At 64.2% G+C, this 25,728-nt stretch carries 24 protein-coding genes; 19 read left to right on the top strand and 5 right to left on the bottom strand.

Translation table 11 applies throughout. From position 1 onward, the window contains the following. The 3 genes from NKI70_RS06055 (at nt 1) to NKI70_RS06045 (ending at nt 4,116) form a co-directional block, all read left to right on the top strand. Complete coding sequence (locus NKI70_RS06055) at nt 1-975, top strand: ABC transporter permease (protein WP_023678190.1); 975 nt, start codon at nt 1-3, stop codon at nt 973-975. A gap of 2 nt (nt 976-977) precedes the next feature. Further along, nucleotides 978-1,925 carry an ABC transporter permease gene (locus tag NKI70_RS06050; protein WP_023678189.1) on the top strand — a complete coding sequence of 316 codons (948 nt, stop codon included), beginning with the start codon at nt 978-980 and terminating at the stop codon, nt 1,923-1,925. A gap of 121 nt (nt 1,926-2,046) precedes the next feature. After that, nucleotides 2,047-4,116, top strand: coding sequence for a 3-hydroxyacyl-CoA dehydrogenase NAD-binding domain-containing protein (locus tag NKI70_RS06045; protein WP_352696951.1), 2,070 nt, complete (start codon nt 2,047-2,049; stop codon nt 4,114-4,116). An 8-nt stretch (nt 4,117-4,124) separates the two neighbouring features. Here NKI70_RS06045 and NKI70_RS06040 read toward each other — a convergent pair whose 3' ends face one another. Further along, on the bottom strand, nt 4,125-4,937 hold the full coding sequence (locus tag NKI70_RS06040; protein ID WP_292657193.1) for a helix-turn-helix domain-containing protein: 813 nt from the start codon (nt 4,935-4,937) through the stop codon (nt 4,125-4,127). A 114-nt stretch (nt 4,938-5,051) separates the two neighbouring features. Here NKI70_RS06040 and NKI70_RS06035 point away from each other — a divergent pair, with 114 nt between their 5' ends. The 10 genes from NKI70_RS06035 to NKI70_RS05990 all read left to right on the top strand — a co-directional run bounded on the left by NKI70_RS06035 (nt 5,052) and on the right by NKI70_RS05990 (nt 16,142). Beyond that, on the top strand, nt 5,052-6,182 hold the full coding sequence (locus NKI70_RS06035) for an ABC transporter ATP-binding protein (RefSeq protein WP_352696949.1): 1,131 nt from the start codon (nt 5,052-5,054) through the stop codon (nt 6,180-6,182). After that, nucleotides 6,163-7,326, top strand: coding sequence for an ABC transporter substrate-binding protein (locus NKI70_RS06030; protein ID WP_352574536.1), 1,164 nt, complete (start codon nt 6,163-6,165; stop codon nt 7,324-7,326). The genes NKI70_RS06035 and NKI70_RS06030 overlap by 20 nt, the downstream gene beginning before the upstream one ends. A 76-nt stretch (nt 7,327-7,402) precedes the next feature. Further along, nucleotides 7,403-8,266 carry an ABC transporter permease gene (locus tag NKI70_RS06025; RefSeq protein WP_352648122.1) on the top strand — a complete coding sequence of 288 codons (864 nt, stop codon included), beginning with the start codon at nt 7,403-7,405 and terminating at the stop codon, nt 8,264-8,266. After that, entirely contained in the window at nt 8,266-9,078 is an 813-nt protein-coding gene (locus NKI70_RS06020) for an ABC transporter permease (RefSeq protein WP_352574540.1), read from the top strand. Before NKI70_RS06025 ends, NKI70_RS06020 begins: the two co-directional genes overlap by 1 nt. A gap of 11 nt (nt 9,079-9,089) precedes the next feature. Beyond that, on the top strand, nt 9,090-9,851 hold the full coding sequence (locus tag NKI70_RS06015; protein WP_352574542.1) for an SDR family NAD(P)-dependent oxidoreductase: 762 nt from the start codon (nt 9,090-9,092) through the stop codon (nt 9,849-9,851). Nucleotides 9,852-9,991: 140 nt separating this feature from the next. Then, complete coding sequence (gene pcaF / locus NKI70_RS06010) at nt 9,992-11,197, top strand: 3-oxoadipyl-CoA thiolase (RefSeq protein WP_352574544.1); 1,206 nt, start codon at nt 9,992-9,994, stop codon at nt 11,195-11,197. Nucleotides 11,198-11,349: 152 nt separating this feature from the next. Continuing rightward, nucleotides 11,350-12,381 carry a BMP family protein gene (locus NKI70_RS06005; RefSeq protein ID WP_352724388.1) on the top strand — a complete coding sequence of 344 codons (1,032 nt, stop codon included), beginning with the start codon at nt 11,350-11,352 and terminating at the stop codon, nt 12,379-12,381. 274 nt (nt 12,382-12,655) lie between these two features. Continuing rightward, nucleotides 12,656-14,146: an ABC transporter ATP-binding protein gene (locus NKI70_RS06000; protein WP_502896697.1), complete on the top strand. Its 1,491-nt coding sequence runs from the start codon at nt 12,656-12,658 to the stop codon at nt 14,144-14,146. Beyond that, on the top strand, nt 14,146-15,201 hold the full coding sequence (locus NKI70_RS05995) for an ABC transporter permease (RefSeq protein ID WP_352724387.1): 1,056 nt from the start codon (nt 14,146-14,148) through the stop codon (nt 15,199-15,201). The genes NKI70_RS06000 and NKI70_RS05995 overlap by 1 nt, the downstream gene beginning before the upstream one ends. Next, nucleotides 15,198-16,142, top strand: coding sequence for an ABC transporter permease (locus tag NKI70_RS05990; RefSeq protein ID WP_352574549.1), 945 nt, complete (start codon nt 15,198-15,200; stop codon nt 16,140-16,142). Before NKI70_RS05995 ends, NKI70_RS05990 begins: the two co-directional genes overlap by 4 nt. A 14-nt stretch (nt 16,143-16,156) precedes the next feature. Here NKI70_RS05990 and NKI70_RS05985 read toward each other — a convergent pair whose 3' ends face one another. Further along, a complete protein-coding gene (locus NKI70_RS05985) occupies nt 16,157-16,924 on the bottom strand; it encodes an SDR family NAD(P)-dependent oxidoreductase (RefSeq protein WP_352696943.1) in 768 nt (255 codons plus the stop codon). A gap of 264 nt (nt 16,925-17,188) precedes the next feature. Between NKI70_RS05985 and NKI70_RS05980 the strand changes: the two genes are divergently transcribed. Together NKI70_RS05980 and NKI70_RS05975 are read left to right on the top strand one after the other, a co-directional pair. Then, entirely contained in the window at nt 17,189-17,344 is a 156-nt protein-coding gene (locus tag NKI70_RS05980) for a hypothetical protein (protein WP_023678176.1), read from the top strand. A gap of 130 nt (nt 17,345-17,474) precedes the next feature. Continuing rightward, the gene (locus NKI70_RS05975; protein ID WP_352724386.1) at nt 17,475-18,422 is read left to right on the top strand and encodes an LLM class flavin-dependent oxidoreductase; all 948 of its coding nucleotides are present in this window, start codon (nt 17,475-17,477) and stop codon (nt 18,420-18,422) included. Here the strand turns inward: NKI70_RS05975 and NKI70_RS05970 are convergent. From NKI70_RS05970 to NKI70_RS05960, 3 genes are read right to left on the bottom strand one after another with little or no spacing between them, the layout of a single operon-like run. After that, nucleotides 18,368-19,405 carry a dihydrodipicolinate synthase family protein gene (locus NKI70_RS05970; RefSeq protein ID WP_352724385.1) on the bottom strand — a complete coding sequence of 346 codons (1,038 nt, stop codon included), beginning with the start codon at nt 19,403-19,405 and terminating at the stop codon, nt 18,368-18,370. The two genes, NKI70_RS05975 and NKI70_RS05970, sit on opposite strands and share 55 nt — an antisense overlap. Further along, a complete protein-coding gene (locus NKI70_RS05965) occupies nt 19,395-20,390 on the bottom strand; it encodes a Gfo/Idh/MocA family protein (RefSeq protein ID WP_352724384.1) in 996 nt (331 codons plus the stop codon). The genes NKI70_RS05970 and NKI70_RS05965 overlap by 11 nt, the downstream gene beginning before the upstream one ends. Continuing rightward, nucleotides 20,387-21,358 (bottom strand): Gfo/Idh/MocA family protein, encoded by a 972-nt coding sequence (locus NKI70_RS05960; protein WP_031212079.1) that lies wholly within the window; start codon nt 21,356-21,358, stop codon nt 20,387-20,389. Before NKI70_RS05960 ends, NKI70_RS05965 begins: the two co-directional genes overlap by 4 nt. A 97-nt stretch (nt 21,359-21,455) precedes the next feature. Between NKI70_RS05960 and NKI70_RS05955 the strand changes: the two genes are divergently transcribed. The 4 genes from NKI70_RS05955 to NKI70_RS05940 all read left to right on the top strand — a co-directional run bounded on the left by NKI70_RS05955 (nt 21,456) and on the right by NKI70_RS05940 (nt 25,710). Then, nucleotides 21,456-22,169, top strand: coding sequence for a FadR/GntR family transcriptional regulator (locus NKI70_RS05955; protein WP_031212077.1), 714 nt, complete (start codon nt 21,456-21,458; stop codon nt 22,167-22,169). A 32-nt stretch (nt 22,170-22,201) separates the two neighbouring features. Then, nucleotides 22,202-23,782 carry an ABC transporter substrate-binding protein gene (locus NKI70_RS05950; protein WP_023678170.1) on the top strand — a complete coding sequence of 527 codons (1,581 nt, stop codon included), beginning with the start codon at nt 22,202-22,204 and terminating at the stop codon, nt 23,780-23,782. A 66-nt stretch (nt 23,783-23,848) separates the two neighbouring features. Continuing rightward, nucleotides 23,849-24,808, top strand: a complete 960-nt coding sequence (locus NKI70_RS05945; protein WP_023678169.1) for an ABC transporter permease — start codon at nt 23,849-23,851, stop codon at nt 24,806-24,808. Next, nucleotides 24,805-25,710 carry an ABC transporter permease gene (locus NKI70_RS05940; protein ID WP_023678168.1) on the top strand — a complete coding sequence of 302 codons (906 nt, stop codon included), beginning with the start codon at nt 24,805-24,807 and terminating at the stop codon, nt 25,708-25,710. The genes NKI70_RS05945 and NKI70_RS05940 overlap by 4 nt, the downstream gene beginning before the upstream one ends. The last annotated feature ends 18 nt before the right edge of the window (nt 25,711-25,728 follow it).

Genomic DNA, 25,728 nt, shown 5'->3' with positions numbered 1-25,728 from the left:
ATGACAGCGGTATCCGTCGAGAATGGGCTAAAATCTTCGGCTCGCGCCACGAGGCGGGCGCGCATGCTGCGCAGCCTGCTGCCGGCACTGTCGCTGGCGCTGGTGCTCATCGCCATCGCCTGGCTCAACCCGCGCGCCATCAGCTATTTCGGTTTCAGCCTGATGCTCAATCTGGCGATCCCGATCGCTCTGGCGACGATCGCGCAGATGTTCGTCATCGCCGGCAACGAGCTCGATCTGTCGATTGGCACCTTTGTCGGCTTCGTCGGCTGCGTGACGGCGACATGGCTGAAGGACGCGCCGCTGCTCGGCGTCGTGATCCTGCTCGGGTCGATCGGCGTCTACGCGCTGCTCGGCGCGCTGATCCATCTGCGCAACCTGCCCTCTATCGTGGTGACGCTCGGCATGAGTTTTGTCTGGCAGGGCATGGCCATCCTGATCCTGCCCAAGCCCGGCGGCAAGGCGCCGGACTGGCTGCTGGCGCTGATGGCCTTCAAGCCACCCTTCATTCCGTTCCCGATCATCGCGGCATTGCTGATCGCAGCCGTCGTCCACTTTGGCCTGATGCGCACCTCCTACGGCGTCATCCTGCGTGGATCGGGCGGCAATTCAGCCGCACTCAAACGCGCCGGCTGGTCGCTGCTGCGCACCAAGATCGCGCTGTTTGCGCTGACCGGCCTGTTCGGCGTTTTGTCCGGCATGGCGCTGATCGGCATCACCACCTCGGCCGATGCCAATATCGGCAATGGCTACACGCTGCTTTCGATCGCCGGCGTCATCCTCGGCGGCGGCGAGTTCGTCGGCGGCCGGGTGTCGCCGATCGGCGCCGTCATCGGCGCGCTGACGCTGGCGCTGGCGGCATCGCCCCTCTTGACGTTCATGCACATTCCGCCCGACTGGCAGGTCGCCGCCAATGGCGCCATCCTGATCATCGTGCTGGCGGCGCGGGTGCTGATCAGCCGCAGGGAGAGGTGAGCATGGCTTCGCTGCGGACACTGCTCGCCAGACCCTGGATCTGGTCGTTCTTCGGGGCGCTGCTAGTGTGGCTGGCGACCATCGCCTTCACCGGCGGCTATGGCGGCGGCGGCATGATCACGGCGGCGCTGTCGCTCGCCGTCTTCACGGTCATCGTCGGCGTCGGGCAGATGTTCGTCATCACGCTCGGGCCGGGCAATGTCGACCTGTCGCTGCCGGCCAATATCGGCCTTGCCAGCGCCGTCGCCATGAAGGTCATGGACGGCAATGATGCGATGATCGCGGTCGGCCTGCTGGCAGCGCTTGCCTGCGGCATGGCGATCGGCGCCGTCAACTATCTGCTGATCTGGGCGCTGCGCATTCCGCCGATCATCGCGACGCTGTCGGCCAGCTTCGTCATCCAGTCGGTCGATATCAGCTATGGGCGGGGCCTGCAGATCAAGCCGCCGCCGGGCTTTGCCGATTTCACCAACTGGCAGGTCTTCGGCATCCCGGTGCTGGCGATCCTCACCGTGCTGTTCACCATCGGCGCCGGCATCGTTTTGCAGCGCATGATCTACGGACGCTCGGTGCTGGCGATCGGCCAGAACATCCGCGCTGCCTGGCTGGCCGGCGTCAATGTCGGCCGCACCCGCTTCCTCACCTACACGCTGTCGGGCGCGCTCGGCGGCCTCGACGGCGCACTGCTCGCCGGCTATTTCCGCGGCGCCAATGTCGATATCGGCAATGAGTATCTGCTGGCCTCGATCGCGGTCGTCGTCATCGGCGGCACGTCGGTGGCGGGCGGCAAGGCCAATGTGCCGGGGGTCTGGGGCGCGGCGCTGTTCCTGGTGCTGCTGTTGACCATGCTCAACACATTCGGCGTCAGCGTCGGCGTCCGCCTGGTGCTGACAGGGCTGATCATCGTCGGCGTCATCACCGCCGCCGGTGGGCAGAAGGCGCTGCGCTAAGGCAAGGCCACCCGGCGGCGAGGGGATATCGATCCGGCCCGCAAAACACGTGGTTCCCATCCGCATGCCAGCGCTGTAAATCCCGTCGCGCTATTGGCCAACATCATTGCGTGAGGTTTGCGTGTTCGATTTCGTCAGCACTACAAGGCACGGCAACGTCGCGGTGGTGAGCATCGACAATCCGCCGGTCAACGCGCTGAGCTTCCATGTGCGCGAGCCGCTGATGCAGGCGCTCGTTTCCCTGCGCGACGAGCCGTCGGTCGGAGCAATCGTGATAGCATGCGCCGGGCGGACCTTCGTCGCCGGCGCCGACATCACCGAATTCGGCAGGCCGGCGCGGCAACCGGACCTGGGCGCCCTAGTCGCCATGCTGGAAACCATCGCCAAGCCGACGGTCGCGGCCATTCACGGCACTGCGCTCGGCGGCGGCCTGGAACTGGCGCTCGGCTGCCATTTCCGTGTTGCCGACCGAACGGCAAGGCTCGGCCTGCCGGAAGTCAAGCTCGGCCTGCTGCCCGGCGGCGGCGGCACGGTTCGCCTGCCGCGCTTGGTTGGTCCGCTGAAGGCACTCAACATGATCGTTTCGGGAACGCCGATCGGTGCGGCCGAGGCGCTCGCCGCCGGCCTGGTGGATGCCGTCTTCGATGGCGACCTGACCGCGCAAGCGGTGAGTTTCGCCAACGAAACGGCCGCGAAAGGCGGTCCGTTCACGCCGGTGCGCGACCGCAATGATCGCCTCGACCAGGCCGACTTGCCGGCGTTCGACAAGGAAGCGGCAGTGCTTGCCGGCAAAGCACGCGGCCTCGAGGCGCCGATCGCCTGTGCGCAGTCGGTCCGCAACGCCCTGACGCTGCCCTTCGACGAAGCGCTGGCGGCGGAGCGCGACCTGTTCGTCAAGCTTGTCGCCGGGGACCAATCACGCGCGCAGCGGCATTTGTTCTTCGCTGAACGTGAGGCGGCAAAGATTGCCGGCAAGGACGTCGTCAGGCGCAAGATCGCCCGGGTCGGCGTCATCGGTGCCGGCACGATGGGCGGCGGCATCGCCATGGCGTTCGCCAACGGCGGTCTTCCCGTGACCTTGCTGGAAACAACGCAGGAGGCATTGCAACGCGGGCTGGCGACGATCAACAAGAATTATGCCGTTTCCGTCATCCGCGGCTCGCTGAGCGAAGACGCCAAGCGCCAACGGCTTGGGTTGTTCAAGGGTTCCACCGACTATGCCGATCTTGCCGATTGCGACCTGATCGTCGAGGCCGTGTTCGAGGAGATGGCGGTCAAGAAGGATGTCTTCGGCAGGCTCGATGCCGTGGCCAAACCGGGCGCGATCCTCGCCACCAACACCTCCTATCTCGACGTCAACGAAATCTCCGCTTCGACGTCGCGGCCGCAGGATCTCCTCGGCATGCATTTCTTTTCGCCGGCTAACGTCATGAAGCTTTTGGAAATCGTCCGCGCCGACAAGACTTCGCCCGACGTGCTGGCGACCATCGTCGATCTGGCACGGCGGATCGGCAAGGTGCCGGTCGTTGTCGGCGTCTACCACGGCTTCGTCGGCAACCGCATGCTGGCGGCGCGCGGTGCGGAGCTGGAGACGTTTCTGCTGGAAGGCGCAATGCCGCGCCAGGTCGACCAGGTGTTCACCGATTTCGGCTGGCCGATGGGGCCGTTCGAGATGAGCGATCTCGCCGGCCTCGACATAGGCTGGCGCAACCGCAAGGCGCGTGGCCAGACGGCCGTGATCGCCGATGCGTTGTGCGAACAGGGACATTTCGGCCAGAAGACCGGCAGCGGCTTCTATCGCTACGAAGGCGGTTCGCGCACGCCGCTGCCCGATCCCGATGTCGAGGCGCTGATCCGCAACAAGGCTGCCGAGCGCGGTATTGCACCGCGCGCGATCGGCGCCGAGGAGATCATCGAGCGGACGCTCTATCCGATGATCAACGAGGGCGCCAAAATCCTCAAGGAAAAGATTGCCGCCCGCGCCTCCGATATCGACGTCGTCTGGGTCAACGGCTACGGCTTCCCGGTCGGCAAGGGCGGGCCGATGTTCTGGGCGAGCCTCGAAGGCGTGGACAAGATCATCCGGCGGCTGGATCACTGGCACCAGCAGACCGGCAAGGATGTCTTTCGAGTGGCACCCGGGCTCAGGCAGATGGCCGAAACCGGTTCCTGGGACGGCGCTGCCGGCTGAACTCGGGACTACCGAATCCGTGCGTCCATGATCTCGACAAAACGCGCGAACAGACCCGCCTGCGACTTTATCTTGAGCTTGCGGTAAATGTTGCGGCGATGAACTTTTACGGTTCCCGGCACGATGCGCATCGCCCTGGCAATCGATTCCGTGGAATGGCCCTGAAGCACCAGATCGACAACATGCTGTTCGCGCGGCGTGAGCGAAAGGCTCTTCCAGATGTGAGCACGTTCGAACTCACTGACCGGAGCAATCGCCTCGTCTTGCTTCGTCCCAACCGGTCCGTCAGCCGGAAGGGTAGGCCAGCGCAGCCTGACGAGGCTGATCACCGCAGGCGCCATGTCGCGCAGCAACCTGGCATCGGCGGTTCCGAACGGCCCCGAAGCGCGCAATCGCATTAGCGAGACCACCAGCGCGTCCTTTCCCGGCAGCGGCACGAAAAAGCCGACCTCCTCCGCAAGCCTGGTCTGGCTGTAATAGGAGCGGTAATATTCGCTGGCATAGAAGCGATCCGGCGCCAATTCGCGCATGCGCCAAAAGCCTTCCTTGCGCTCGACTGCCGCATGGTGGAACGGATCGAGCAGATAAGGCCCTTCCTGATAGAGCGCGACGAAGACGTGGCTTTCGGCCGGCGAGAATGTCTCGAACAGCAGCGGCGGGCGTGAGGCGCCGCGATAGCCGAAGATCACGCAATGATCGAAGCTGACATGCTGGCGGAGCCAGGCGACCATCGCCTTGCCGAAAAGCTCGCCGCTCGTCTCCCGCGTCGCTGCGATGAGCGCAGCGAGCCGGCTGTATTCATCGCTGCGTGAAACGCCCAATTCATACCCCTCCAGACGAGAAAATAGATGAAATATACCACCTGGGAGGTATATACTAGCCGCCATTGGCTCTGATAGCGTTTCGAGACCAACCAGCCGCTGGAGCCCGCAGCCTTGACCGCAGTGCCCGACATCGAGTTTCGCGGGGTCACCAAACGCTACGGCAGCGTGATCGCGGTCAGCGGCATCGATCTTACCATCCCGCCGTCTGCCTTTGTCGCGTTGCTCGGGCCGTCCGGCTGCGGCAAGACAACCTGTTTGCGCATGATCGGCGGTTTCGAACAGCCAAGCGAAGGTGTGGTATTCATCCGTGGCCGCGACATGGCCGGCACGCCGCCCTATCGGCGGCCGGTCAACATGGTGTTCCAGCAATATGCGTTGTTTCCGCATCTGGATGTGGCGGACAACGTCGCCTATGGCCTACGCCAGGCGCGGCCGCGCTTGTCGTCGCGGGAGATCAGCCTGAAGGCAGGCGAGGCGCTCGCCATGGTTCGGCTTGCCGGCTATGGACGCCGCAAGATCCATGAGCTTTCCGGCGGCCAGCAGCAGCGTGTCGCCCTGGCGCGGGCGCTGGTCAACAAGCCGGCGGTGCTGCTGCTCGACGAGCCCCTGGCGGCGCTCGACAAGAAGCTGCGCACCGACATGCAGATAGAGCTGCAGAACCTGCAGCGCGAGATCGGCATCACCTTCGTCCTGGTCACCCACGATCAGGAAGAGGCACTGTCGATGAGCGATTTCGTCTGCGTCATGAATGGCGGGCGCATCGTCCAGCTTGGGCAGCCGAGCGAAATCTACGACGAACCCGCCGACCTCTTCGTCGCCGATTTCGTCGGCAAGACCAATCTCTTGAGCGGCAAGGTCGTCGGGCTCTCGGGCAAGCTCGTCGAGGTAGCGCTTGCCGACGGCACCGTCATCGCCGCGCGCAAGCGCACTTCGCTAGCCCAGGGCGAAGCCGTCTCGGTCAGCCTGCGTCCTGAATCCCTAAGTCTCGGCGCGCCCGGAAGCGGCCGGCTGAACGGGCTTGTCCGCAACCGGATCTTTCTCGGTTCCACCGCGGAATATGCAATCGAGGTCCAAGGCATCGGGACACTGCTCGCCAAGGCCGATCATCTGGTTGGCGGTGGAAATCTCTTCAAGCCGGGTGAACCCGTCGCCGTCGGCTTTACAGCCGGAACGCCGCTGGCGTTTCCGGAGAATAACGGGACCAACCAGAGGGAAAACAAAAATGTCGAAATCGTATCGTGACGGACTGCCGATAAGCCCTGAAAAATTCGTCGACCAGTTGATGCGCCTCAAGCGCGGTTCCATCGGCCGCCGCGAGTTCCTTGGCGTCACCGGCCTAGGCATCGCAACGGCAGTAATGGCCCGCGAACTCGGCATCATGCCGTCGCCAGCCTTCGCCCAGGAGGGGCTTGGCGACCGCATGTCGATTGCCACCTGGCCCAATTATCACGACCCGGTGACGTTCGAGAATTTCATGGCCGAAACCGGCGTTGCCGTCGAGGTGAACGTGTTCGGGTCAAACGAGGAGATGCTGGCCAAGCTGCAGGCCGGCGCCTCGGGCTGGAGCCTTTTCGTTCCGACCAACTACACGATCTCGACTTACAAGAAGCTTGGCATCATCGAGGCGCTGGATATGGCCAAGCTTGCCAATTATGACGGCTCGCAAGAAGACCCGCGCTTCACTGGGGAAGGCACGATCGATGGGGTGACCTATGCGGTGCCGAAGAATTGGGGCACCACCGGCTTTGCCGTCAACACCAAGAAACTGACCAAGCCGATGACAAGCTGGAAGGAATTCTGGGACACGGCCATGGCCGAGGGCGACGGCCGGACCATGGTTCATGATTACCAGCTGACCACGATCGGCAACGCGCTGAAATATTTCGGCTTCTCGTTCAACTCGCTGAAGCCGGACGAACTCGCCAAGGCGGAGGAATTGCTGCTGAAGGTCAAGCGGCATCTGTTCGCCGTTTCCAGCGACTATCAGCCGTCGATGCGTGCCGGTGACGCCTGGATGACAATGTGCTGGACCAATGACGGGGCGCAGCTCCACCGCGACATCCCCGAAATCGCCTACGTGCTTGGCAAGGAAGGCGGCGAGATCTGGACCGACTTCTACGCAATACCCAAGGATGCGCCGAACAAGCCTGCCGGCTATGCCTTGCTCAACTATTTGATGAACCCGAAAGTCGCCGTCAAGGAGCACCTGGCCAACGGTGCGCCTTCCACCGATGCGCGGGTCAATGCGCTGCTGCCCAAGGAGGTGCTGGACAATCCGATCCTCTATCCGGCGGCGGATCTGCTGAAGCCGCTCGAATTCGGTGCGGCTGCGACGCTAACCGATCCGGGCCGGGCCGAATTGATGGCACGCTTCAAGTCGGCTTGAACCGGGCAGGCCACAGGCTCGATGCAGGCAACTCCCCGGCGGACAGATGTCCGCCGGCACCGGGGCGGTTTTTTCAATGCGCAGCAACGTCCTTCGTCACAATCTCCTGACCGCCCTGCTGCTCGGTCCAGCAACGGCGTGGCTGGTGGTGTTTTTAGTTTTGCCGTTCGTGGCGATCGCCGTTTTCAGCGTCGGCGAGCGGGCGCCGGAAGGCGGCTATCAGGCCGCTTTCACCTTGGCGCAGTATGCCAATCTTCCGGCGCGGGCGACCGCCTTCTGGAACACCATGATGCTGGCGCCGGCGGGCGCACTGGCCTGTCTTCTCGTTGCCTATCCGGTCGCCTATTACCTCGCTTTGCGCGCGCCGGAACGGTGGCGGCTGATCCTGCTGGCGCTTGTCGTCATCCCGTTCTGGACCAGCCTGCTGATGCGAACCTATGCCTGGATGTATGTGCTTGGCGGGCGCGGCATCCCAGCTCTGCTGGCCTATGTCGGGCTGGAGGACGTGCGGCTGATCAACACGCCGGGAGCGGTTCTGCTCGGCATCGTCTATGGTTATCTGCCGCTGATGATCCTGCCGATCTATGTCAGCCTCGAGCGGCTCGACCGCCGGTTGCTGGAGGCCTCCGCCGATCTCGGCGCGACGCCGATCTCGACATTCCTCGGCGTGACGCTGCGGCTGTCGCTGCCAGGTGTGATGACCGGCTTCTCGCTGGTCATGATCCTGCTGCTCGGCGAATATCTGATCCCGACGCTACTCGGCGGCGGCAAGGTCTTCTTCATCGGCAACGCGCTGGTCGATCTGTTCCTGCAATCGCGCAACTGGCCATTCGGATCGGCAATCGCCATCACACTTGTGGCGGTTTCAGTGGTCGTGCTGCTTGCCGCGAACCGCATTTCGACCCGGCTTTCGGGTGCCCGCCGGGTGGACCTGATCTGATGCGTGCCTTCGTCGTTGCGGTCTTTGCCTTTCTCTACCTGCCGATCACGCTGGTGGTGCTGTTTTCGTTCAACGCCGGCCACCACGCCAGCGAGTTCACTGGCTTCTCGATGCAATGGTACGGCAAGGCCCTGGCAAACCCGTTCCTGGTCGAAGCGCTGAAGAACAGCCTGTTCATCGCCACGACCAGCGCCTTGCTGGCGGCGCTGTGCGGCACGGCGGCCGCGCTTGGCCTGGCGCGTGTCGGCGCGCGGACGCGAGCCGTCTTCGATGCGCTTTTGGGTGCTGCGATCGTCGTTCCTGGCGTCGTCATCGGCATCTCGACGCTGGTCGCGCTGGTCCAGCTATTCGGGGTGGTCAACCCGTTTGTCGCTTCGCTGTGGCCGAACGACCAGCCACCGCGCCTGGCGCTCGGCTATGGCTCGATCATCGCCGCGCACGGGCTGTTTTCGATGGCGCTGGTGGCGATGATTGTCGGCACGCGCCTCGGCAGCCTCGACCGCAATCTGGTCGAGGCCTCGAGCGATCTTTACGCTACCCCGCTGACGACGTTCCGCAGCATCGTGTTGCCGCAGATCATGCCGGCGGTGATCGCCGGCTTCCTGCTCGCCTTCACATTCTCCTTCGACGATTTCATCGTCGCTTTCTTCGTCGCCGGCGCACAGACGACATTGCCGATCTATGTCTTCGCCTCGATCCGGCGCGGGGTCACGCCGGAGATCAATGCCATCGCGACGATCGTGCTCGTCGCCTCCGTTCTGCTCGTTGTGCTTGCCCAATGGCAACTGCGGCAACGAAAACCATCACACTGAAAGACAAAAACATGATTCTGAGAGATCGCATCGCCGTGGTGACGGGTGCCGGGTCGGGGATCGGGCGTGCCGGCGCCATGATGATGGCCAGGGAAGGCGCGCTCGTGGTGATCGCCGACAGGGACCAGGCGGCGGGGGAAGCAACCGCTTCCGACGTTCGTGCGGCCGGCGGTCGGGCCGAGGCCGTCGCCACCGACGTCGGCGAGGATGCGGCGGTCGAGCAGCTCATTGCGGGAACGCTGGGGCGGCATCGGCGGATCGACATCCTGCACAATCATGCCGGGATCCAGGTCGGCGGCACGCTGACCGAAGTCGGCGCCGACGGCATGGATGCCTCCTGGCGGATCAATGTGCGGGCGCAGTTCCTCGCGGCCAGGCTGGTCATGCCGTCGATGATCGCGCAAGGCGGCGGGGTGATCCTGAATACCGCCTCGAATTCGGGTGTGTTCTACGACCGCGAAATGATCGCCTACGCAACGTCAAAACATGCAGTGGTGGCGATGACCCGGCAGATGTCGCTCGACTATGCCAAACACAATGTCCGCATCAACGCGCTGTGCCCCGGCTGGGTCGATACGCCCTTCAACGAGCCGTTCATCGCGCAGATGGGCGGGCGGGCGGCGATCGAGAACTATGTCCGCACCAAAATTCCCATGCAGCGCTGGGCCAGCGCGGAGGAAATCGCCGAAGCGATCCTGTTCCTCGTCTCCGACCGCTCGTCCTTCATGACCGGTCAGGCGCTGGTGATCGACGGTGGAGAAAGCATCGGCTGATCCGCCGCTCCCGGCGGGCGGCAGCTGAAATTCTCGTTGGCCTAACGGCCGGCAGCGAGATGTGCTTTCGTCTCAAGGAGAATGCGGCCAAGATGGCGGGCCGGGAGCAGAAATCGTCAGTGCAAGAGAGAGGCGGCATAATGGCCGAGGCGTATATCTGCGACTACATCCGCACGCCGATCGGGCGCTTCGGCGGCTCGCTGTCGGCGGTCCGTGCCGACGATCTCGGCGCGATACCTCTGAGGGCGCTGGTCGAGCGTAATCCAGGCATTGATTGGGCTGCTATCGACGATGTCGTCTATGGCTGCGCCAACCAGGCCGGCGAGGACAATCGTAATTTGGCGCGCATGGCGCTGCTGCTGGCCGGCCTGCCCAAGGAGGTTTCGGGCTCGACCGTCAACCGTCTCTGCGGTTCGGGCATGGATGCGGTGATAATTGCTGCCCGCGCCATCAAGGCCGGCGAGGCGGAGCTGATGATATCAGGCGGCGTCGAATCGATGAGCCGCGCTCCGTTCGTGCTGCCGAAGGCAGAGACCGCCTTTTCGCGCAATGCCGAGATTTACGACACCACGATCGGCTGGCGCTTCATCAATCCGCTGATGAAGAAGCAATACGGCGTCGATTCGATGCCGGAGACCGGCGAGAACGTGGCGGAAGAGTTCGCTGTCTCCCGCGCCGACCAGGACGCATTTGCCGTGCGCAGCCAGGACAAGGCTGTAGCCGCACAAGCCAATGGCCGGCTGGCAAAGGAAATCACGCCGGTGACGATCGCGCAGCGCAAGGGCGATCCGGTCGTTGTCGACAGAGATGAGCATCCCCGCGGGGGCACGTCGATCGAAGCGTTGGCCAAGTTGCCGACGCCGTTCCGACAAGGCGGCACGGTTACGGCCGGCAATGCCTCGGGCGTCAATGACGGCGCGGCGGCGCTGATCGTCGCCTCGGAAGCAGCCGCGAAAAGATATGGGCTGACGCCGATCGCCCGTGTTCTGGGCGGTGCCACCGCCGGCGTGGCGCCGCACATCATGGGTATCGGCCCTGTGCCGGCCACGCAAAAGCTGTGTGCCCGGCTCGGCCTGACGCCGCAGCAATTCGACGTCGTCGAGCTCAACGAGGCCTTTGCCTCGCAAGGCATCGCCGTGCTGCGCCAGCTCGGCATTGCCGAGGATGCGGAGCACGTCAACCCGAATGGTGGCGCCATCGCGCTCGGCCATCCGCTCGGCATGTCCGGCGCGCGCATCACCGGCACGGCGGCGCTGGAGCTGCGCGAACGTAGCGCCCGCTATGCACTTGCCACCATGTGCATCGGGGTCGGCCAGGGGATCGCGGTGGCGCTGGAGAGATTGTGAGCAAGCGTCGATTTGCCGGGCCATCTAATGGTGCGTTCCGCCCACTCAAATTTGACCATGTGGACAAAAGCCGGGCACCGCTCCATAGTTCCTTCGCCGATATTCCGGAGAAGAGAGCCGGCTCGACACGGCGCCAATCAGAGGGGCATGCAATGGACAACGGGAAGAGCAGAATCCAATCGAAACGCGAAGGGCTTTCGCGACGCAACGTGCTGGAGCTGGGCGCGCTCGGCCTGGCGGCGGCGATGCTGCCGGGCAGCGCCTTTGCCAAGACCAAGAAGCTGAAAGTGGCGGCGATCTTCGCCACGCCGATCGAGGAGCCGTGGGACAACCAGATCCACGTTGCCCTGCAGAAGGCCGAGAAGGAACTCGGCATCGAATACAAATGGTCGGAGAAGGTGCAGACGGCCGATTTCAGCCGCGTCATGCGCGAATATGCGCAGGGCGGCTATGAGCTGGTGCTGGGCGATGCCTTCGCCGCCGAGCGCGAATCGCGTAGGACCGCCAAGCAGTTCCCGAAGACCGCCTTCCTGTTCGGCTCCGGCGCCGGGCCGGCCGAGCCGAATTTCGGCGTTTTCGACAACTGGATTCACGAGCCGGCCTATCTGTCCGGGATGATCGCCGGAAAAATGTCGAAGTCAGGCACGGTCGGCGCCGTCGCGGCGATGGGCATTCCGGAAGTGAACCGGCTGGTCAACGCCTTCTTTGCCGGCGCCAGGGAGGTCAATCCCGACATCAAGAAGAAGGTCGCCTTCATCGGCTCGTTCTTCGATCCGCCAAAAGCAAAGGAAGCGGCCGTCGCCCAGATCGATGCCGGCGTCGACATCATCTATGCCGAGCGCTTCGGCGTCATCGAAGCGGCGGCGGAGAAGAAGATCCTCGCCATCTCCAACATGTCGGACCAGTCGAGCCTCGGCCCCGACACGGTGATCACCGGGCCGGTCTGGGACATGTATCCGACCGTCGAGCAGGCGATCAAGCTGGTCAAGGCCGGCGTCTTCACCGCGCAGGATTACGGCGATTTCTCGCGCATGGCCAAGGGCGGCTCCTACCTCGCGCCCTACCACAAGTTCGACAAGACGCTGCCGGCCGAGGTCAAGGAACTGATCGAGAAGAAGAAGGCAGAGATCCTCGACGGCAATTTCCGCGTCGACGTCGATGAGAATACGCCGGTCTCGGATTAGGGCTCTGTCTTTTGGGGTTGGTGCTTGTCGCACCCCCCTCTGGCCTGCCGGCCATCTCCCCCTCAAGGGGGGAGATTAGCAGCTTCGCCGACAGCGCCCTCCTCTTCAGCGTTGACGATTTGCGAAAGCAGAAGTGACATCCGATCTCCCCCCTTGAGGGGGAGATGGCCGGCAGGCCAGAGGGGGGTGCAGCGCATTCCCGTCGATCAAAGCTGAATCGTAAAGCCAATTCCGATCGGGAGCACCCTTGTCAACGCCTGCCCCTCTCATCGAAATGCGCGGCATCTCCAAGAGCTTTGGCGCCGTCAAGGCGAACGAGGCCGTCGATCTCAGCGTCGCGCCGGGTGAAATCCTCGGGCTGCTCGGCGAAAACGGCGCCGGCAAGACGACGCTGATGAACGTGCTGTTCGGCGCCTATGCGCCCGATGCCGGCGAGATCCTGGTGCAGGGCCGGTCGGTGGCGATCAACAGTTCGGCCGATGCGCTGGCCGCCGGCATCGGCATGGTGCACCAGCATTTTCATCTCGCACCGCGGCTTTCGGTGCTGGAGAACCTCTTGATCGGCATTCCCGGCAGATCGGGCCGGATCGACCGCGCCGGCGGGCTGGCGCGGCTCGCCGAGATCGGCCGCCAGCACGGGCTGACGCTCGACCCGGACCTCCCCGTCTCGGCGCTGTCGGTCGGCGAGCAACAGCGGCTCGAAATCGTCAAGGCGCTGTTTCGCGGCGCAAGGCTGCTGATCCTCGACGAGCCGACGGCGGTGTTGGCACCAACCGAGGTCGACGGGCTGTTTTCGGCGCTGCGCTCGATGGCGGCACAAGGGCTCGGCATCATCTTCATCTCGCATAAGCTCACCGAGGTGCGGGCGCTGACGCATCGCTGCGTCGTGCTCCGGCATGGGCGCGTTGCCGGCCGCGTCGATGCGCCGGCCAGCACCACGTCCTCGGAGATGGCGCGGCTGATGTGCGGCCACGAGATCGTGCCTCCGGCCAGAGGACCGTCGATGCCCGGTGCGGCCGTGCTGACCCTCGACGGTATCTCGACATTGCATCATTCCGGCATGGCGCTGCGCGATGTTTCGCTGTCGGTTCGTGGCGGCGAGATCCTTGGCATCGCCGGCGTCTCCGGCAATGGCCAGCGCGCGCTTGCCGAGGTCATCTCCGGCGTGCGTGCGCCCGATGCCGGGAAGATGACCATAGCCGGCAAAACGGTTTCGCGGTTCTCGCCGAGCACAGTCCAGGCGCTCGGCCTCGGCCGCATCCCGGAAGACCGCATGACGACCGGGCTGGTCACCAATCTGCCGCTTGCCGATTCGATGGTGCTGCCGCGCATCGGCACGGCGGCGTTCAGCCGCAACGGCCTGCTCAAGCCGGATGCGATCCGCGCCTTCGCCGAGGCGCAGATCAAGGCCTACGATATACGTTGCCCCGGGCCGATGACGCGCGCCGGGGCGCTTTCCGGCGGCAATCTGCAAAAGGCGCTTCTGGCGCGCGAACTCGCTTTCGATCCGAAGGTGCTGATCGTTTCGCAGCCGACTCGCGGCCTCGACATCGGCGCTGCGCGCTTCATCCACGAAAAATTCCTCGACATGCGCGCCAAGGGCTGCGGCATCGTCGTCATCGGCGAGGATCTGGAAGAGTTGCTGATGCTCTCGGATCGTATCGCGGTGATGTATGAGGGCCGCATCGTCGGCACGCTGGACAGCGCCGACGCCAGCATCGCCAGACTCGGGTTGATGATGACCGGCGCGGAGGGCCATGCCTGATGTTCCGTCTCGAGGCCCGCACCTCAACGCCCGCCTGGTTCAATCTGGCGCTGCCGCTGCTCGCAATCGGCGCGACGCTGATCCTGTGCAGCGGCCTCATCGCACTGGCCGGCGCCGGCGTCGTCGAGGCCTATGGCGTGATGTTTTCGGCGTCGCTGGGCGACAGCTACGCCGTCACCGAAACGCTGGTGCGTGCCGCGCCGATGATCTTCACCGGACTGGCCGTGGCGGTCGCCTTCCGCGCCAAATTCTGGAACATCGGCGCCGAAGGGCAATTGCTGGCTGGTGCGGTGGCGAGCTGTGCCGTCGGTGCAATCCCGATGCCGGGGCCGCTCGCCATGCTGCTGATGGCGCTGGCGGGCGCTGCCGCCGGCGCGGCCGTCGCCCTGATCCCCGCCACGCTGCGGGTAAAATTCAGGGTCGATGACGTGGTCAGCTCACTGCTGCTCAACTCGGTCATTTTCTATGCATTGATGGCGCTGATCGAGGGGCCATGGAAGGACAGTTTCAGCGGCTACCCGATCTCGCCGCCGATCGAGGATACGGCCAATTTTCCGGTGCCGCTCGAAGGCACGCGGCTGCATCTCGGCGTCGTCGCGGCGCTGGTCGCCGCACCGGTGATCTGGTTCGTGGTCGCGCGCACGACGCTCGGCTTCCGCATCAGGGTCACCGGCGAAAACCCCGAGGCGGCGCGCTATGGCGGCATCAATGTCGAGCGGGTGCTGATTTCGACGGCGCTGCTGTCTGGCGCATTGGCCGGCCTTGCGGGCGTCGGCGAGGTCGGCGGCGTGCATTTCCAGGTGATGAGCGACATCTCGCCGGGCTATGGCTATTCCGGCATCGTCGTCGCCATGCTGGCGAGGCTCAATCCGCTCGGCGTGGTGCCGGCGGCGATCTTCCTTGCCGCCGTCATGACCGGCGCCGAGGCGATGTCGCGGGCGACCGGCGTTCCGGCCTTCCTCAGCGATGTCATCCAGGGAACTGCGCTGCTCGCCATGCTGGTGGCGCTGCTGTTCACCGCCTATCGCATCCGTCGCGTGGGAATAGCCAAATGAGCGTGGTGCTGGAACAGATCTTCCAGGTCGGCTTCCTTGCCGCGATCATCCGCATCGCCACGCCGCTAGCCTTCGCGACGCTGGGCGAGATGTTCTCCGAGCGCGCCGGGGTGCTCAATCTCGGCATCGAAGGCATCATGCTTTTGTCGGCGATGACCGGCTTCACCGCGGCGAGCCTCAGCGGCAGCCTCTGGCTTGGCGTGCTAGCGGCGGTGCTGACCGGGGCGCTGATGGGCGCCGTGCACGCGCTGTTCACTGTAGCGCTCGGCCTCAGCCAGCATGTCTGCGGCATCGGCGTGACGCTGTTTAGCTCCGGCCTTGCCTATTTCCTCTACCGGCTGATCTTCGGCCAGCAATCGGTACCGCCGAACATCAAGGGATTCGAGACGCTGCCGATCCCGATCCTGTCCGGCATTCCGGTGCTTGGGCCGGCGGTGTTCAACCAGTTCTCGCTGGTCTACATGGCGATGCTGGCCATACCGCTGGCCGCCTTCGTGCTCTACCGCACGCCTTGGGGCCTGTCGGTGCGCATGGTCGGCGAAAACCCGCGTGCCGCCGATTCTGCCGGCGTCAGCGTCATTGCAACACGCTTCCAGGCGGTGATCCTCGGCGGTGCCTTGATGGGACTGGCCGGTGCCTTCCTGTCGATGGCGCAATTCAACGCCTTCACCTTCGGCGTGGTTTCCGGGCGTGGCTGGGTGGCAATCGCGCTCGTCGTTTTCGGCCGCTGGGATCCGTGGCGATCGGCAGGCGCGGCACTGCTGTTTGCCTTCGTCGACGCCTTGCAGTTGCGCATGCAGGCGAGCGGGCTTGGCCATATCCCCTACGAGGCGTTCCTGATGCTGCCGTTCATCTTCACCATCGTCGCTATGGCGGTGATGTCGCGCAATGCGGTGGCCCCGTCGGCGCTGCTCAAGCCGTTCCGGCGCGAAGAGCGGTAGCGGCGCTTCGCCTTTCACATCGCGGTGAAGCCGTTATCGACGAACAGATGCGCGCCGTTGACGAAGCTGGCCTCGTCGCTGGCCAGGAACAGGGCTGCCTTCGCGACCTCTTCCGGCTCGCCGATCCGCCCTTGTTGCGCCGCCATTGCCGCGTCGGAGACATCGACGCCGAGTTTGTCGAGATCGGCGACCTCGCGCAGGCCATGCGGTGTCCTGATGAAGCCTGGACAGACCGCATTGCAGCGGATGTTGCGGTCGCGGAACTCGACGGCGATGGCACGCGCGAACATATGGCAGGCGCCCTTGGTGGTGTCGTAAAGCACCTCCATCGGCGTCGCCGCCACCGCCGAGATCGACGAGGTGCAGACGATGGAACCGCCGCCGGCGGCGATCATGCCGGGCAGCACGGCACGCGTCATCAGGAACATCGAACGCACATTGACGGCATGCAGCCAGTCCCATTCCTGCAGCGTGGTCTCCAGGAAGGGTTTGATGACGAGGGTGCCGGCGTGGTTGAACAGAACCGTGAACGGGCCGAATTTTTCCGTCGCGCCCTTCACCGCCGCTTCGACCTGCGCCTCATCCGATACGTCGGCGACCCAGTGCTCGGCGACATGGCCGCGTTGCCTGATTGCCGCTGCGGTGGCCGCCGCCGCTTCGCCGTTGCGGTCGACGATCGCCACCTTGGCGCCCTCGGCCGCGAAAAGCTCCGAGGCCGCACCGCCCATTCCCGTCGCGCCGCCCGAAATGATGGCGACCTTGCCGGCCAGTCTTGTGCCCATGGTTTGCTCCCTGCTGCCTTGCCGTGACGTCGCGGCTTTCCGCTGAAGCGATGCTATCCCTCATCCATTGGATGGCCAAGGAGCCACAGACATATGGACCTGACGTTTCCTGCCGTCACCCCGGCATGCCGCGAAAGGCAGCGCTAAGCAGTAAAAGCACTAATTTGTCCGCCGTTTGGAGAAAATTGTTCTAAGGATCGCGCGAAAATAGCACTCGACAAAGTCTACTGATTTTATAGATTAAGCGCCGAGACGGAGGTCGATATGTCCTATAGCCAGAACGCTCAGACTGCCCGCAAAGGCCAAAGGCTGGGTTCCGACCAGGTGTGGCGGCCGGCCTATGCCGGCGCTTTCGCCTATCTCGTCTTTGCCCTTGCGTTTGTATTCACCGGGGCAGTGGTACTGGGGCTTATCCCCTGATTGTCAAGGCTCTGATCATCGAGGCTTCCTCGGGATAGCGGCCTGCCGTTTGCAGAAATTCCGGAGTTGATGAACCGAATGCCGGTGCGCTTTTGCGCGCCCTGATTCCAACGTGATGGAGGAGATGGCAATGCCAATCGAGTTCACGCATGTTCCCGGTAAGATCCACGCTGCCGACGCCAGCTTTTTCTACGACTATGTCGAGACCGCGACGAAGCTGTCACTGATCGAGGATGCCGGATTCCGGAAGATCGTCATCGACGACCAGGCCGGGCTGCTGACCAATATGGACCTTGCCGCCCAGACGCTGGACCGGACCTCGTCCCTGGAGGTCGTGCTCACGCATTGGGCAGGCGTGATCGAACCAACCGTGGCGGCGCGGCAGCTCGCTGCCCTCGACGCGAGAAGCGGTGGCCGGCTGTCGCTCAGGATGCTCAGCGAGCCGCTGACCGACGACGATGCCGAGGCACGTCCGGCCGGCCATACGGTGGTCTGGCAACGCATCGATGAATATCTGGTGCTGCTGAAGCGGTTGTGGTCGAACGACAGGCCGTTCGACCATGAAGGCACCTTTTACAGCATCAAAGGCGGCTATGTGCCGCGCAAGGGGCCGCATGGTGCCGATGTGACCATCCGCATGGGCGGGCAGTCGGGCACTGCGCTCAGGGTCGCGGGCAGGCATGCGGACGTGTTCGAGCTGGCGCCTGGCTCGCTTGCAGAAATCCGCCAGTCAATGGAGCGCGTACGCGGCGCTGCTGCCGAACACGGCCGGGCCGGCAAGCTGCGTTTCGCGCTTCCCGTCCGAATCCGTACGGAAGACAAACCGGCCGCTTCCTGCCAGAAGGCGCTCGAACTTGCCGGGCCGCCGGCGCAGGTCGCGCTTTCGCTGCTTTCTTACGCCGCTTTGGGGATCAAGGAGTTCATGATCGTCGGCGTCGACAGGCCACGCGAGATTGCGACCGCCGGCCGCGAGGCGATCGCGCTCTTGCGCAATTCGCTGGCACGGCGCGAGGCCGATGTCCCTCAGCCGGGGGCGTTTGCGTCACGCTCGATACAGGGAGCACGCGCCGGCTGCTGAAGCGCCTCCGTCGTCCGCGCCTTGGTGACGGGTCTACACCATTCCGGGAAAGCCGCGTGAGCCGCCCTGGCCAGCGCCGGTATTTCCTGATCGGGAACGGAGCTGTAGGGCCAGAGCAGTCGCGGGCCGAGCGGCGCCCAGCCGCCGGCTGCCGCCATCGCCTTGTCGAGTGCTGCATCACCGACATTGTAACGGGTGCGAAACGGTAGGACATTTGCGGCGAGGAAGGCCTGTATGCGGGCCTCGACCTCGGCAGCGGCGGCCATGTTGGTGCGGATTATCTGCCACCACATCATCGCGCCCTTCGGGTTGAGGCAGGCAACGTTGGAATAGCTGCCATGGGCCCCTCCAGCATAGCCTGTTGCCAGCGTGTGGCCGGGGACGAAGACGGAAAATCCGTCCAGTTTGCGGCGCATGTCGGCATACCAGCCGGCGTCGCCGCCCGGCAGCTTGGCGCCGACCAGCGATGGCACGGCCGCACGCAGACTGGCGATGCCGTCGAGCGTCAGGTGGCGCTTGGCGTGCGGCGGATTGTAGAGCACCAGCGGCGTTTCAGGCGCGGCGTCGCACAGGCCGCCGGCAAAGCGCATGACCTCGTCGTCGCTGGGCGGCCACCAGTCGGGCAGCGTGAACTGCACCGCCGCCGGGCGAAGTCCGGCGACCCGCGTCAGTCGCTCCAGCGCGACGCGCGGATTGGACTGGCTGATGCCGATCTGGAAAGGAAGGCGCGCGCGGCCGGCTATGGTTGCGACCAACTCACAAAGCCGGTCAAATTCGGGCTCGGTCTGGCAATGGAATTCGCAGGCCGTTCCATTGGAATAGACGCCGTCGACGCCTGAGGCGCAGAGCCGGGCGATCGTCTCTTCCGTCGCCTGCCAGTCGATCGCTCCGCGATCGTCGATGGCCAGCATCACCGCGCCCCAGATGCCGCGCGGTGCGTGTGCGGGCAAGCGGGCCAGATGGTCGTCGAGGTCAGCGTCCACCGGCGATCTCGTGTTCGCGGCGGGTTTCGTTCGACGCGAAGGCAGCCTCGATAATGGCGACGATCTTGCGCGCATAGATGCCGTCGACCGGCACCGGCGTGTCATCGGCAATGGCATCGCGCATTGCGCTCCATTCGCGCACCAGCGCGTTATGCATCCAGTTCGGCTCAAAGGAACCGGGCAGCTCGGTCCAGACCGTCTCGCGGCCAAGCATGGTGCCGCGGTCCATGTCGATGCGCAGCGTTCCCCGCTCGCAGACCAGATCCATGGCATAGGTGGTGGCGCCGGTGCGATAGCCGACGCTCTGCACCTGGCCGATGCCGCCGCCGGCGAAGCGCAATCCGAGCAGAGCGCTGTCGTCTGCTTCCTGGTCATGGAACTTGGCGCCGAGCATGCCGCTCACTGACACGACATCGTCATCCATCAGCCAGACCAGGCGATCGACCGCGTGGATGCCGGCCGTCAACAGCATGCCGCCGCCGGTCGCCTTGCGCAGATGCCAGTCGCGGCGATTGTGCTCCATCCACAGCTTGATGATCCAGCTCGATCCGGCGAGCGGCCGGCCGAGCGCTCCTTCCTCCAGAATTTGCCTGGCCGCCATGCAGGGCAGGGCGAAATGCATAAGGTGGGCGACCATCAGCTTGACGCCGCTATCGGCCACGGCGGCGTTGATCGCATCGCAGGCGGCCACCGTCGGCGCCATCGGTTTTTCGAGCAGGATATGCTTGCCGGCCTTTGCCGCGCCGATGGCCATTTCGGCATGGAGATGGTGCGGGCTGGCAATGAGGACCGCATCGACCTCCTTGTCGTCCAGCAGCCTTCGCCAGTCCGCGTAGCCGCGGCCGCCATGTTCAGCGGTGAATTGCTGCAGTGCGTCGGCATTTCCTCGAGAGGCGGCGACGAGGCGAATATTTCCAACCTCGCGGATTGCCCGCGCATGGGCTGCGCCGAAATCGCCGGCGCCGATAATTCCTATTCCAATCATGGTCCTGCCTTTTGATAAGCGGCGTCGATCAGCGACATCGCCGCAACATAATCTTCGATGGACACCGGCGGAGGCGCCTTTCTGGCCAGCCGGTCAAGCGTATCGCGCATGAACAGACGATAGCGCGTTGCCGGCAGTTCGACCGGCAAGTCGACGATTGCCGCGTCGTCGAGCGTTGCGCAGATAACATGGTCGCCATGATCGATGAGGGTGGCATTGGCACTGACGATGCGCCACTCGAAGTCACCGCCGGGGCGCATCGAAGCAAAGGTGTAACCGGCCTCGACGATGAACAGCGCGCCGGCTTCGTCTTCCAGCACCAGAAGTGCGTGATCCTCGACCGGGCCGGGATGGATGCGGTTCGCGATCGAAACGCTTTTCAGGCCGAGCTTGCCGGTTGCGAGGCTGAGTGCCGCGTCGACGCCGTGTATGCCGAGATTCCTCAACGCACCCCCGCCACCAACCGCCGGGTCGAGCACCCAGGCGACACCGTCGGCGATGTAGCGTTGCGGCGGGCCGTTGACCAGCCGGAACTGGCAATGCGCCACGGGGCCGGCGCGACCTTGCCGGCGCAGCCGTTCAAGGCCGGCAACGGCCGGCCCGAAACGGTTGGGCAGGGGAACAGCGACAAAAGCCTGGTGCTGCCTGGCAAGGTCGCGCAGCGCCATCAGTTCCCTCGTATGGCTGGCCGCCGGCTTCTCCAGGATCAGCGGTATCCTTGCCGCGATGATCGCACGTGCCCGCGCCGGCACCATCGAAGGGTGCCCCATCAACAGGATCACATCCGGCGGGCTGGAGAGTATCTCCTTGAAATCTTCGATAAACGGCAGGTCGTGATGCGCGGCGAACGCTTGCGCTTGGCCAGGATCCTCGTCCCAGATACCGGTGATCTCCGTGCCGTAAAAGCGTGCGGCGTCGAGGTGTATTTCGGCGTGCCAGTGGCTCGAGCCGGCGAGGGTAATCTTCATTCGGAGGCAGCAGGTTTGTTATGGGCTTGCAGGATATCCTACAAGTGGCTATACGACAAGCGGCGGGCAAGCTTCAGCGGATGATGAAGGCAGTGGGATGGCGGAACTGAAGTCGATCGAACCGTTGAGCAGACCGCCGCTGCTTCACGTCACCGTGCAGGAAAGCCTCAGGGCCTATATCGAAAGCAACCAGCTCAAGGCAGGCGATCCCCTGCCGCCGGAGACGTTCCTGGCGCAGCGGCTCGGCGTCGGCCGCAACTCCGTGCGGGAAGCCATCAAGGCGCTGGAATCGATCGGCATCCTGGAGACGCGACGCGGCATCGGCGTGTTCGTCAAGGAATTCTCGTTCAAGCCGCTGCTGGATAACCTGGCCTACGGTTTGCAGGATTCGCTGCGCGATGTCGAAGAGCTGCGCGAAATCCGTCGCGTGCTGGAAACCGGCCTCATCGCCAAGACGATCGAGATGATCAGTGCCGAGGACATCGAGGCGCTGCGCCAGTTGACCGAGCGCATGCGGCAACGTGCCGAGCGCCATGAGAGCTTCGCCGAAGAGGACCAGCAATTCCATCAGCTGCTGTTCCGCTGCCAGAACAATCACATGCTGAGCGCGCTGATCGACATCTTCTGGACGGCGTTCAACAAGGCCTCGAATTTCACCAATCTCGATAATCCGACGCCGCTGGCGACATGGCGCGACCATCACGAGATCGTCGAGGCTGTCGCCGCCAAGGATGTCGACCAGGCGCGTCGGCGGCTCGACGACCATTACCGGGGGATCCAGCAGGTTATCGCAAAAAACCGAACAAGCTGAAGAACAACCTGACTATGCCAAGGGAGGAAACCATGCGTATCAGGACCATCGCATTCTCAGTCGCCGGGCTGCTGCTCGCCAGCATTGCCCCATTGACCAGTGTCCAGGCACAAAGCGCCAAGACCATTGCGGGCGGCTTCGACGTCGGCCCCGGCGGTTTTCCCAAGAACTTCAACCCGCTGGTGGCGACCGGCGGCTACACCTGGCTCAGCACCTATTTTGAACCGCTGGTCATCTACAATGCCGGGCTGGCCGATATCGAAGGCGACCTCGCCAAGGACTACAAGATCAGCGACGACCAGCTGAGCTATACGTTCAACCTGGTCAACGAGACCTGGCATGACGGCAAACCGTTCACCTCGAAGGACGTCAAGTTCACCCTCGAGCTTGCCAAGAACAAGGCCTCCGGCAGCCTGTTTGCCGCCCGCCTCGCCAACATCGCCTCGGTCGATGCCCCGGATGACCACACCGCAGTGGTGAAGCTATCGAAACCGAACGGCTCGTTTCTATCCATCCTCTCGCAGCTGATGATCCTGCCGGAGCATGCCCTGGCCGCTCTGCCGCCGGAATCGCTGGCGACAAGCACCTGGTGGTCGACCACACCGGTCGGCACCGGCCCGTTCAAGTTCAAGCGCTACGTGACCGACCAATATGTCGAACTGGCAGCCGATGACGATTATCGCGGCGGCAAGCCGAAGGTAGACGTGCTCATCAACCGCTATTTCGAGTCGCCGGCGGCGGCCGTTGCCGCACTCCGTGCCGGCGAAATCCAGTTCACCTATGTCGAGCCCGACGATGCGGCATCGTTCAAGAGCGACAGCAATTTCAAGGTGATCGAAGGTGCCTCGTACGTGGTCAACTATATCGGCCTGAACCAGAAGGTCGACCTGTTTAGGGATATCCGTGTCCGCCAGGCGATCATGTACGCGATCGATCGCAACGCCATCATCGACAGCCTCTACGGCGGTGCCGCCGAGCCAGCCAATTGCGGCTATGTCGCGCCGCATCTCGTTCCCGCAGGCCTCGAACCCTATGCCTACGATCCGGCAAAGGCCAAGGCGCTGCTGAGCGAGGCCGGCTGGGACAAGATCAACGGCGACAAGCCGATCACCTTGCTGACCTATTACGGCTCGCCGCAAGCGGCCAATGTGATGGCCGCTGTCCAGTCGATGCTGGCCGAGGTCGGCATCAATGTGGTGCCGCGGGTCGTCGATACGCCGACCTACAACGGCATCGTCTACAAGCAAGGCACGCCGGACTGGAACGCCTTTCCGATGGTCTATGCCGGCCTGCAGAACGGCCCCAACCCGGCCGGCCTCAATCCCGGCCTCAACAAGTCGCAGATCCCGCCGGCAGGCTTCAACACCATGCGCATCGAGTTCGACGATCTGAGCACCGCATTGGACGCCGCGCTAGGCCAAACCGATCCGGCCAAGCTCGATCAATCCTGGCAGGGGGTCTGCAAGGTGATGAACAAGGAGCTACCCTGGGCGACGTTGTGGGTGGCCAACCGCTATGGCGTAGCCTCCAACAAGCTGCATGACTTCGTCTGGACGCCGGCGCCGGGCGGCGGCCCCTACGCAGCTCACCCCGAGCGCTGGGACATCCAGTAAGAAACCCGCAACCAAGCGAGCAGGCGGGACCACTTTGGCGCCGCCTGCCACCGCCACGGAAAGCCCATGTTGAGCTTCATCGCCCGCCGCAGCGCCACAGGATTGCTGATGCTGGTCGCGCTCAGCGTCCTCATCTTCATCCTGTTGCGGCTGGCGCCGGGCGATCCGATCGACGCCTATATCAACCCATCGGTCCCCATGTCGGCTTCCGACCTCGAGGGCCTGCGCGAACGGCTCGGGCTCGATCGGCCGCTTCCCGTGCAATATCTCGCCTGGCTGCGCGCGGCGCTGAGCGGTGACTTCGGCTATTCGATCCAGCGCAGCGGCGTTGCCGTGCTGCCACTGGTCATGGAACGCATCGGCCCGACGGCGCTGCTGATGGGTACGGGCCTGGCGATCGCCATCGTGCTCGGCATTTCCGCCGGCATTTTCAGCGCGGTGCGCCGTAACGAACCATCCGACATCGCGCTGTCGGTGCTGTCGTTTATCGGTATCTCCAGCCCGGCTTTTCTGACAGCGCTGCTCGGTCTCTATTTCTTCTCGGTGCTGCTGCGCTGGGCGCCGTCCGGCGGCATGCAGACCGCGGGTGCGCCGTTCTCGGCGACGGATGTGCTTGCGCACCTCGTCCTGCCCGCCTGCCTGCTGTCCGTCGGCCATGCCGCGCTGATCATGCGTTACATGCGCGCCTCGCTGCTGGAAGTGCTCAACCAGGATTACGTGCGGACGGCGCGTGCCAAGGGCGTGCGCGAGTTCTGGGTTATCATCAAGCACGCGACCCGCAATGCGCTCTTGCCGGTCATTACCTTGATCGGCTCGACTGTCGGCATCGCCATCGGCGGCGCCATCTTCCTGGAAAGCGTGTTCAACTGGCCGGGCATGGGACTGCTTCTGGTCAACGCCGTCGGCACCCGCGATTACCCGGTGATCATGGGCGCTACCCTGGTGATCGGCGTTTGCGTCATCCTGGTCAACCTCTTGACCGACGTCGTCTATGCCGTCGTCGACCCGCGCATTCAGGTGGCATGATGGCAATCACGGCGCCAGATCCTACAGTTGACCCGACAGCCGTGCCGCAAACCAAAGGCCCGCTTCGCCGCGCGCTCGACCGCTTTTTTGAAAACCGCGCGGCGCGTGCCGGGCTTTTGATCGTCATCCCGATCCTGCTGGCGGTTTCGACGTATCCTTTGTGGTGGCCGTTCGGTCCTAACACCATCGACCTCCGAGCAATGAACAAGGCGCCGTCGGCCATTCATTGGCTGGGCAGCGACGGCGTCGGGCGCGACGTCATGGCCCGGTTGCTGCAAGGCGGGCGGATCTCATTGCTGGTTGCCGTCAGCTCGGTCGCCATCTCCACCGTCATCGGCTTCCTGGTCGGCGCCGTCGCCAGCTTTGGCGGGCGCCTCGTCGACGGCACGGTGATGCGCCTGGTCGATCTGGCGATGACGCTGCCGCCGGTGATCTTCCTGCTGGTGCTGGCTTCGATCGCCGGCACCGGCATCGCGCCGACCATACTGGTGATCTCGCTGCTCTCCTGGCCGGTGCTGTCGCGCATGGTGCGCGCCCGGCTGCTCGAACTGCGCGAGCGCGATTTCGTCGTTGCCGCCCGCGGCATGGGGGCAGGGCTGCCGCATCTGCTGTTCCGGCACGGCCTGCCCAATTGCATCGATATCCTGGTCGTCTACGCCACCTTGCAGATCGCCAACGCCATCCTGCTCGAGGCCGGCCTGTCCTTCCTCGGCCTCGGCATCGCACCGCCCGAAGCCAGCTGGGGCAACATGCTCAATCTCGCCCGCTCCACCGTCGTGCTTGAAAATTACCCCTGGCAATGGATGTTCCCGGGCGCCGCACTGGTGCTCACCGTGCTCGCCATCAACTTCATCGGCGACGGCTTGCGCGACGCATTCGACCCCCGCTCCGATCTCAACTGACCTCAAAGGTTCATCAAA

It is taken from the genome of Mesorhizobium sp. M0500, assembly GCF_040321165.1.
GTDB lineage: Bacteria > Pseudomonadota > Alphaproteobacteria > Rhizobiales > Rhizobiaceae > Mesorhizobium.
The sequence above is the reverse complement of the archived record's forward strand: the minus strand, read 5'-3'. Positions and strand labels throughout refer to the sequence as shown.

What these genes read in the sequence shown, in the direction of transcription:
- NKI70_RS06055 (WP_023678190.1), top strand. Translation starts at nt 1, where the DNA reads ATGACAGCGGTATCCGTCGAGAATGGGCTAAAATCTTCGGCTCGCGCC.
- NKI70_RS06050 (WP_023678189.1), top strand. Translation starts at nt 978, where the DNA reads ATGGCTTCGCTGCGGACACTGCTCGCCAGACCCTGGATCTGGTCGTTC.
- NKI70_RS06030 (WP_352574536.1), top strand. Translation starts at nt 6,163, where the DNA reads ATGTCGAAATCGTATCGTGACGGACTGCCGATAAGCCCTGAAAAATTC.
- NKI70_RS06025 (WP_352648122.1), top strand. Translation starts at nt 7,403, where the DNA reads ATGCGCAGCAACGTCCTTCGTCACAATCTCCTGACCGCCCTGCTGCTC.
- NKI70_RS06020 (WP_352574540.1), top strand. Translation starts at nt 8,266, where the DNA reads ATGCGTGCCTTCGTCGTTGCGGTCTTTGCCTTTCTCTACCTGCCGATC.
- NKI70_RS06015 (WP_352574542.1), top strand. Translation starts at nt 9,090, where the DNA reads ATGATTCTGAGAGATCGCATCGCCGTGGTGACGGGTGCCGGGTCGGGG.
- pcaF (WP_352574544.1), top strand. Translation starts at nt 9,992, where the DNA reads ATGGCCGAGGCGTATATCTGCGACTACATCCGCACGCCGATCGGGCGC.
- NKI70_RS06005 (WP_352724388.1), top strand. Translation starts at nt 11,350, where the DNA reads ATGGACAACGGGAAGAGCAGAATCCAATCGAAACGCGAAGGGCTTTCG.
- NKI70_RS06000 (WP_502896697.1), top strand. Translation starts at nt 12,656, where the DNA reads ATGCGCGGCATCTCCAAGAGCTTTGGCGCCGTCAAGGCGAACGAGGCC.
- NKI70_RS05995 (WP_352724387.1), top strand. Translation starts at nt 14,146, where the DNA reads ATGTTCCGTCTCGAGGCCCGCACCTCAACGCCCGCCTGGTTCAATCTG.
- NKI70_RS05990 (WP_352574549.1), top strand. Translation starts at nt 15,198, where the DNA reads ATGAGCGTGGTGCTGGAACAGATCTTCCAGGTCGGCTTCCTTGCCGCG.
- NKI70_RS05985 (WP_352696943.1), bottom strand. Translation starts at nt 16,924, where the DNA reads ATGGGCACAAGACTGGCCGGCAAGGTCGCCATCATTTCGGGCGGCGCG.
- NKI70_RS05980 (WP_023678176.1), top strand. Translation starts at nt 17,189, where the DNA reads ATGTCCTATAGCCAGAACGCTCAGACTGCCCGCAAAGGCCAAAGGCTG.
- NKI70_RS05975 (WP_352724386.1), top strand. Translation starts at nt 17,475, where the DNA reads ATGCCAATCGAGTTCACGCATGTTCCCGGTAAGATCCACGCTGCCGAC.
- NKI70_RS05965 (WP_352724384.1), bottom strand. Translation starts at nt 20,390, where the DNA reads ATGATTGGAATAGGAATTATCGGCGCCGGCGATTTCGGCGCAGCCCAT.
- NKI70_RS05960 (WP_031212079.1), bottom strand. Translation starts at nt 21,358, where the DNA reads ATGAAGATTACCCTCGCCGGCTCGAGCCACTGGCACGCCGAAATACAC.
- NKI70_RS05955 (WP_031212077.1), top strand. Translation starts at nt 21,456, where the DNA reads ATGGCGGAACTGAAGTCGATCGAACCGTTGAGCAGACCGCCGCTGCTT.
- NKI70_RS05950 (WP_023678170.1), top strand. Translation starts at nt 22,202, where the DNA reads ATGCGTATCAGGACCATCGCATTCTCAGTCGCCGGGCTGCTGCTCGCC.
- NKI70_RS05945 (WP_023678169.1), top strand. Translation starts at nt 23,849, where the DNA reads ATGTTGAGCTTCATCGCCCGCCGCAGCGCCACAGGATTGCTGATGCTG.
- NKI70_RS05940 (WP_023678168.1), top strand. Translation starts at nt 24,805, where the DNA reads ATGATGGCAATCACGGCGCCAGATCCTACAGTTGACCCGACAGCCGTG.